Raw genomic sequence first — 7,004 nt, 5'->3', positions numbered from 1 at the left:
CACGCAAGGCACCGTGTTTCGCACATTGAACAAGGGAATTCGCACGCAAGACACTGCGTTTCGCACATTGAACAAGGGGATTCGCACGCAAGGTACCGCAATCCGCTCAACCAACTCCAAAAGAAGAGGCATGTCTGATTTCCAGACAGCCTCTTCTTTTTTAAAATTCTCTTTAATTAGTCTTCCAACTTCGCTAAAATCATCCCTACAAGCCGATCCTCTTTAGATAAGCCTGTCACTTCAGCGATGACATCAATTAATGGCGATGCCTTGCACTTCTCCTGCAATTCCACACTCTCGGTATCGCTTGCTACATCAAATTGAAATGCTGCTTTGATGCCCTCTAATAAAGCCTCTGGTTGTTGACCGAGCGCCAATAACATGCTTGCTGGTTTAATGAATCGCTCATAGCGACTTAATTTACGCAGTGGGCTACGACCAACTCGAATTAATTCATCCGATACATAGAAATTGCTAAAACGCTTTAGCACTTTATCAATATATGCGTTCTGCTGTTCCTTATCAAATCCGTATACCGTCGTCAAAACATAGCCTGTTTCTTGTAAGGCTGCTCTTACGGTTGCCACGATTTCTTGATCTTGCATCGCTTCATAAATCGTTTCATACCCTTTTTGGTAGCCTAAATAGGCAACAGTTGCATGTCCTGTATTGACCGTGAACAATTTGCGTTCAATAAACGGTGTTAAATCTGGAACAAATAAAACGTCATCTAGCTTTGGCATCTGTGTATGAATCATGGAGGCATCAATCACCCATTCAAAGAAAGGCTCAACCGCAACCGTTAATAGCTCCTCATGTCGTTGATTTGGCACGATGCGGTCAACCGCTGAATTCGGGAAACTCGTCGTTTCCAAGACCCTAGCTAATTGCGTCGCATGCACATGTTCTTCAATATAAGCACGTAAAGTATCCGTAGCACCAATGGCATTTTCACATGCAATGACCAGTGATTGCTTGTCACCCTTTTTTTCTAAGCCTTTAGCAATCGGCTCTGCCACAAAGCGTAAAATATTCGGTCCAACTGCCGTTGTAATTACGTCTGCTTGTGCAACTGCAGCAATAACCGCAGCAAGCTCGCTCACAGAATTCAATGCGTGAACACCTGAAATGACTTCAGCTACACCGTTTTCTTCCGCCATTAAAATTGTATATTGCCCCTTTTCCTGTAATGCCTGAATCACCTCAGCATTTACGTCAACAAATGTTACATCATAGCCTGACTTGGAAAGAAGTGCCCCGATAAAGCCGCGCCCAATGTTTCCCGCACCAAAGTGAACTGCTTTCATGATTATTCGTTCCCCTCTGCAAATGTTTGTAGCACCTCATCAGCCGAAGATGCGTTCAAAATACGTTCGACATTTTCTTCCTCAGCGCAAACAATTGCGATTTGAGAAAGTAGCTCTAAATGCTCACCCCCTGCACCAGCAATACCAATTACTAAACGCACCGCTTCTCCATTCCAATCAATTGGATTCGCATAAACCATAACAGCAAGCCCCGACGTCATAATTGCTGCTTTTGCCTCCTCTGTACCATGAGGAATGGCTAACATATTGCCCATAAATGTTGATGTTAATGCCTCTCTTTCTAACATCTTTTCAACATATGTAGCGCCTACATACCCTTGCTCCACTAATACGTTGCCTACTTCACGAATTGCTTCCTCTTTTGTCTTTGCTTGACCATTAAAACGGATATTTCCTTTTACTAAAATTGACATATTCATCATCCTTCACTCGACATTTCTTGTAAATATTGCTTAAATTGATTCACTAAATACGCTTTAATCTCCGCTTCTTGACCATATTCATACAAATGGATGGAGGCATCATTCTCAATAATGCTGGCACTAATAGAGCTGATGAATAACAGACGATGCTCCTCCATTTCCTCAGGAGCTAGTAACAGCAACACCCTCTTAACAAAGGTTGGCTGGTCGTCCATTCCTTTACGGTACATGCCTTCTTCTAATTCATACACGGAGAAAACAGGCTCTTTAATGTCCTTGTGCCTCGTATGGAAAAGAGCTAAATGCGTACCTGGAATAGCTAAACCTCCGCTATTCTCCCTTGCTAATAATGCTGTCACAACATCAGCCGCTGCGTGCAATGCGCCCTTTTTCACGTAAGCTGCACAAATAGATGTTAAGTTTTCTTCCATCGTATAACTCGCTAACTGACGAGCTTCAAAATGATGAAGTATCGTTAGCACATCTTGATTCACATCATGTAAGCGTTCAAATAAACTTAATTCATGGCGTTGCACAAGCTCCTTTTGTTGCTTAGAAAATTCATGCAGCAAATTCTTTTGCTTGTGGATGTACTCATCGAGCCATGTTCTTATTTCCTTAACCTCTTGATTATCTAGGTACGGCCTGACATAAATATAATCTTTTCTCCCTGGAATGGGACCAGTGGAGATGACAAGATCATATTGCTCAATTTGCTCTTCACGTAAATCAAAAAGTGAAGCATGATGAAGCTCTGTAATCTCTGTAAATTCCTTCTTCAATCTACTTGCGAGTAATTTTGAGGAGCCGATTCCACTTGAACAAATAACCAGTGCCCGAATATTGACCTTCATTCGCCGTAACTCGATAGCTGAGCCAAAATGCATAACAATAAAACCAATTTCTTCTTCAGGAATAGCAATCCCCTTGAATACATTCATTACGGCTTTTGTCACTTCATCAAACAATTCTTGATAGGCCTCTTTAATTTTGGCTAGCAGCGGATTATGAATCTTCATCTTATGCTCGATTCGATATAAAGCAGGTTTCATATGTGCAAATAGCCCTTTATATAATTGCTGATCATCAAAGTGTAAGTGGTACTTTGAGGCAATTATCTCAATGAGGCTCTTGACTTGAACAGCCAGTATTAGGTCTGAACCATACAGCACCTCATCCTTTTGTCCAACCCATTTCAAAGCATGAATATGCATGGCGAAATAGCCTATTTCTTCCTCAGGAATATCCATCTCAAGTACCTTGCTTAACTTACTCGCCAAATTTTCTGCCAAACCATACTCTTGTTCTTCCTGCATTTTCTCCAACTGTGTACGACTAAGTTGTATTCGCTCATTGGCTTTTATTCGTTCTACCGCAAGTGTCACATGAATGATCAAGGAGACGTACGAACTATCGACAATTCCTCGCTCTATTGCTTGGCGCCATTCGTCAATCACTTGTTTGACATCTTTAATGACCTGTACATCCACATAATAAAAAAGTCGGCTTAATGCTACTTGAACGACTGTTGGTGGCTCAATATCATCCCTACTTAGTAAATGATAAAAGTAATCTTCACTTAAATTTTCACTGATTAACTTTTTAAGTGCCGTCCGAATAATCCATTCATCCCCAACAACTTCCACGCCATAACCACGTTTTCTAACAATCTGCAAAGAAAAGGCTTCAAGCCACTTCTCCGCCTTTTGAAGGTCGGCACTCACCGTTGCCACCGTCACATGCAATTCGTTAGCTAGTGTATACAGCTTAACGGGTTCCACGGCACGAAGAAGATAGGAGAGAAGCACAACTTGGCGTTCCTCTGGTGTAAATTCCTCGTGCTCAAGACCCCCAATATACGACATGACATCTCTCTGTCGCTCGGCCTCTCCCTTTATCGAAAGCGTGGATCCTTCTTTTTGCAAAGAGAGCTGGAATTTTTCTAAAATATTTTCAATTCCTTTGAGATCACGTTGGATTGTGCGTGTACTGACTTCTAACTCTTTTGCAATATCACGAATTGGAAGTGCCTTTTCCTGACCAACTAACAATGTCAAAATTGCTCGCTCCCTAGCCGATATATACATCGCACTCACCTCGTTTCTGCACTATTATCTTTTCTTTCGCCCAACAGAATGTGAAGCTTTTGACTAGTGTTCCATTGTCAACAATGCGTGAAGATAGGAAAACCTCACCAATTGCAGCTTCACTTTAATCGATTGATTAGTTCCCCATATTTCGGGCTATTTAAGAAATTCTCTACTGAAATATGTTCCGCATTTGCTTGTTTGGCACGCGCACGATCCGTTAAATCTTTGTGGGTAATAATAATATCTGCATCATCTGGTAAATTATTAATCGATGTATTTATTACTTCTATAGAAATATTTTCCTTTTTGAATTTGCTTCTTAAAAGTGACGCACCCATAGCACTTGAGCCCATTCCTGCATCACAAGCGAAAACTACTTTGCGTACTTCCTTTGCTTCTTGTTGGAAAGTTCCTACCACACTACTCTTTTTCCCTTTTAATTGTTCCATTTCTTGACTAGCTTTCGCTAAATCGTCATCTGTCTCTTTGCTTGTTTTTAAAATAACTGCACTAATAACAAAGGAAACAATTGTCGCGACTAATACACCTGCATAAACTGGCAGTAATTCACCACGCGGTGCCATTGCAGTCAAAGCAATAATACTACCAGGTGATGGTGCCGCTACTAGTCCTGCATTTAAGATAGAAAACGTGAATACGCCACTCATTCCACCAGCAATTGCAGCGATAATTAATGCTGGTTTCATTAAAATGTACGGGAAATAAATCTCATGAATCCCACCTAAGAAGTGAATCACAACTGCTCCTGGTGCGGAGTTCTTTGCCATCCCTTTCCCAAATAAACAGAAAGCCAGTAGAATACCAAGTCCTGGCCCTGGGTTTGTTTCTAATAAGAAGATAATCGATTTACCTGCTTCGGCTGCATTGGCCATGCCAATTGGGTTAAATACGCCGTGGTTAATCGCATTATTTAAAAACAGCACTTTCGCAGGTTCTACAAGAATACTTACAAACGGTAATAGCCCTGCATTTACAATCCATGAAACACCCGCTGCTAATGTATCGCTAAATTTAACAACGATTGGCCCAATTACTTTGAAAGAAAGAATCGCCAGTGCGCCACCTAAAATCCCTGCTGAGAAGTTGTTGACAAGCATCTCAAAACCAGATTTAATTTTACCTTCTACTAATTGATCAAATTTCTTGATGACCAATCCGCCTAGTGGTCCCATAATCATTGCCCCGATAAACATCGGAATATCTGTGCCAACGATTACCCCCATCGTTGCAATCGCACCAACAATACCTCCACGCTCTCCGTGCAGTAATTTACCTCCGCTATAACCAATTAATAATGGCAGCAAGTAAGTAATCATTGGACCGACTAATGAAGCTAAACCTTCATTTGGCCACCATCCTGTTGGTATAAATAAAGCTGTAATTAATCCCCAAGCAATGAAAGCTCCAATATTTGGCATAATCATTGCACTTAATTGACTACCAAATCGTTGCACCTTCATCTGCAACCCTTTCTTTTCACTCATACCATTAACCCCCTTGTACAATCTATAAATAAAGTTTTTTACTACTACATTTATAGTAAGCGCTTTCTTCACGATAAACCATCAAATGAAAACACAATTTCGTCACATTTGTCGCGACAAAATTAAAAAACGCTTGAAAAGAGCGAAGATATTGCTTTTGTAAACACTGTTCCATCCCCATTCACCGAATTCTTTTCCTATAAGCTATTTCACAAAATAAGTATATAAATACAAAAAAACACACAACCCTATCCCTCAGAGGAAATCCCTGACGTCAGTTTGTGTGTTTTTCTTTTTCCTATATGAATGCACTGCATTTACTCTTGTATAAATAGCTCTACAATCTTACTCATTAGTGCGTGTGTTCTTGCACGTTGCCACCCTTACTATTTTTAAAGCCCAGCTAAACGAACAACGTCACGAGCAATCATGACTTCCTCATTTGTTGGAATAACGATTACCTTTACTGGTGAATGTGGATAGCTGATAAATTGCTCCTTGCCACGTACGTTATTCAAAGCAGGGTCCCAATAGACACCCATAAATTCAAGTCCATGAAGAATACGCGCACGCGAGGCAATGTCATTTTCCCCGATGCCTGCTGTAAAGATGATGGCATCTACACCCGACATACGCGCAGCATAGGAGCCAATGTATTTGTGAATGCGATTGGCGAATACTTCGAGTGCGATAATGGCGCGCTCATCGCCTTCTTCTGCGGCTGTTGATAAATCGCGTAGGTCACTTGATAAACCTGATACGCCAAGCATTCCACTTTGTTTGTTTAAAATATCAAGAACCTCATCCACCGTCTTCCCTGTTTTCTCCATAATGAATGGGATTAGGGCAGGGTCGATGTTACCAGAGCGTGTCCCCATCGCCACACCAGCAAGTGGTGTAAAGCCCATCGATGTATCGATTGACTTCCCGCCTTCAATCGCGGCAATACTTGCACCATTGCCAAGATGACATGAAATCAGACGAAGATTTTCAATTGGGCGTCCTAATAAAGCCGCCGCACGTTCAGAAACATATTTATGCGATGTACCATGGAAGCCATACTTTCGAATGCCATACTTATTGTAAAATTCATAAGGCAGACTATACAGGAATGATTTTTTTGGCATCGTTTGATGGAATGCTGTATCAAACACTGCAATTGCTGGTACGTTCGGCAATACCTTATGGAATGTGTGAATACCAATGATATTGGCTGGATTATGTAGCGGTGCCAGCTCAGATAACTCTTCAATTTCTGCGAGTACCATATCATCGATGATAGCGGAATCATTGAATTTTTCACCACCATGTACAACACGATGACCGATACCATCGATTTCTTCTAGTGATTGGACAATACCATTTGCAATTAGCTTGGATAACAGCATTTGAACCGCCACAGTATGATCTGGAATATCTACTACTTCTGTGTCAGTCGTACCATCAAGGTTCGTGATGGTAAATATGCTGTCTGTTAGACCAATTCGCTCGACGATTCCCTTTGTCAATACGGTTTCCTGTGGCATTTCAAATAGTTGAAATTTTAATGATGAGCTTCCTGCATTGATTGCGATTATTTTAGACATGGAGTTCCTCCTTAGGTTGAATAAAGTGAACCTTCAATCAGTGGGGGTTTTCCTCATCCCCCACTGATTGGTA

The 7,004-nt window shown here is 41.2% G+C and carries 5 protein-coding genes; all 5 read right to left on the bottom strand.

Annotated elements, in window-relative coordinates; translation table 11 throughout:
- Positions 1-176 precede the first annotated feature (176 nt).
- The 5 genes from C9J34_RS19845 to C9J34_RS19825 all read right to left on the bottom strand — a co-directional run bounded on the left by C9J34_RS19845 (position 177) and on the right by C9J34_RS19825 (position 6,931).
- Positions 177-1,307 (bottom strand): mannitol-1-phosphate 5-dehydrogenase, encoded by a 1,131-nt coding sequence (locus C9J34_RS19845; protein ID WP_107841910.1) that lies wholly within the window; start codon positions 1,305-1,307, stop codon positions 177-179.
- Between the two features lie 2 nt (positions 1,308-1,309).
- Positions 1,310-1,741: a PTS mannitol transporter subunit IIA gene (locus tag C9J34_RS19840; protein WP_420799145.1), complete on the bottom strand. Its 432-nt coding sequence runs from the start codon at positions 1,739-1,741 to the stop codon at positions 1,310-1,312.
- Between the two features lie 5 nt (positions 1,742-1,746).
- Entirely contained in the window at positions 1,747-3,837 is a 2,091-nt protein-coding gene (locus C9J34_RS19835; RefSeq protein ID WP_107841908.1) for a BglG family transcription antiterminator, read from the bottom strand.
- A gap of 119 nt (positions 3,838-3,956) precedes the next feature.
- Positions 3,957-5,345 (bottom strand): PTS mannitol transporter subunit IIBC, encoded by a 1,389-nt coding sequence (locus tag C9J34_RS19830; RefSeq protein WP_107841907.1) that lies wholly within the window; start codon positions 5,343-5,345, stop codon positions 3,957-3,959.
- A 392-nt stretch (positions 5,346-5,737) separates the two neighbouring features.
- Positions 5,738-6,931, bottom strand: coding sequence for an acetate kinase (locus tag C9J34_RS19825; RefSeq protein WP_107841906.1), 1,194 nt, complete (start codon positions 6,929-6,931; stop codon positions 5,738-5,740).
- Positions 6,932-7,004 lie beyond the last annotated feature (73 nt).

The organism is Metasolibacillus meyeri (assembly GCF_003049505.1).
GTDB classification, from domain to species: Bacteria; Bacillota; Bacilli; order Bacillales_A; family Planococcaceae; genus Metasolibacillus; species Metasolibacillus meyeri.
The sequence above is the reverse complement of the archived record's forward strand: the minus strand, read 5'-3'. Positions and strand labels throughout refer to the sequence as shown.